This is a genomic window from Niveispirillum sp. FG148, from assembly GCF_057809655.1.
This window is the reverse complement of record NZ_JBMDKJ010000071.1, coordinates 1-1,207: the sequence shown is the minus strand read 5'-3', so window position 1 is coordinate 1,207 and position 1,207 is coordinate 1. Positions and strand designations below refer to the sequence as shown.

Below are 1,207 nucleotides of genomic sequence, written 5' to 3'. Positions count from 1 at the left end.
GAGACCGTCCCAAACCTGGGGGGAGGATGGTAAGTCGCTTCCGGACGGCGACGGTTGAGGGCACAATGAAGTGGCGGGTCATGGTCGAGGTGACGGGCGAGGACGGTGCGGTGACGCAGCATGTCATCTCTACAGGCGAGCGCGCGGAAGCCGGCCAGGCGGCGACGCTCGGGCTGAACCTGGGCGAAAGCAAGGTGACCCTGGCGGGCCTTCAGCGCGTTCTGGTCACGGCCCAGATCGACGCGCACTGTCGTCGCCGTCGCTCGTGCGGCCATTGCAAAGCGTTGCGTCCCCTCAAGGACCACCGCACCCGGACGCTGGTGTCGCTGTTCGGCACGATGGAGGTGCGCGCGCCTCGCTTCGGACCCTGCCGGTGCGGCGTGGCTTGTCGTCGGAGCCTGACCCCGGCGGCAGAGATGATGCCTGATCGCTGCACGCCCGATTACGAGCGCGTCCTGGCCGGCATGGGCAGCGCACTCCCCTATCGTCAGGCGCGGACGCTGCTGGCTGAGCTGCTGCCCCTGGATACGGCCCCCGCTGTGGAAACGGTCCGCCGGCGTACGCTCCAGGTCGGGGCTCGTCTGGAACGGGCAGCACTGGTCCCGCCTGACGGAGAAGCACCGGCTTCGGCGCAGGCGATCACGCTGGCCATCGACGGCGGGCATGTGAAGTCGGTGCGAACCTACCAAATGCGCTCGTTCGAGGTGATAATCGCGCGGGTGGGCAACGAGGAGGGTCGAGACGTGGTCTTCAGCAGCATGCCGGCCGAGGCCGACCGCCAGGTGCGGCAACTCCAGCATGTTCTGCGCGGTCTGGGAGCAACGGCCACCACGCCGGTCACCATCCTGAGCGATGGCGCGGACGGCCCCCGCTCCCTTGCTGCGGCCGCCAGCATCGGGCCGGCACACCATGTCCTCGACTGGTTCCATCTGTCGATGCGAGTCCAGCATGTGGCGCAATCGGTGGCGGGCTGGGCTGCGGCGGTGCCGGACGACGCCGAGCGGACGGCGCGGCTGGCCGATGCTGTAACTCACATCCGATTGCGGCTCTGGCATGGCCAGACGGAGCGCGCGCTGGCTCTGGTCGGCGACACACTGGCCGACCTCGACACCTTGTCGAAAGCCGCCAACGACCGGCAGGCACGGAAGGTTGCCAAACTGCTGCAGGCCTTGGAAACGTATATCGTCGGGCAGCGTGACCTGATCAT

1 protein-coding gene is annotated in these 1,207 nt (G+C 68.0%); it reads left to right on the top strand.

Features of this window, described 5'->3' with window-relative positions; genetic code table 11:
• Positions 1–65: 65 nt before the first annotated feature.
• Positions 66–1,207: ISKra4 family transposase (locus tag ACODTW_RS28235; protein ID WP_488949548.1), on the top strand; the 1,142-nt coding region annotated here is incomplete at its 3' end.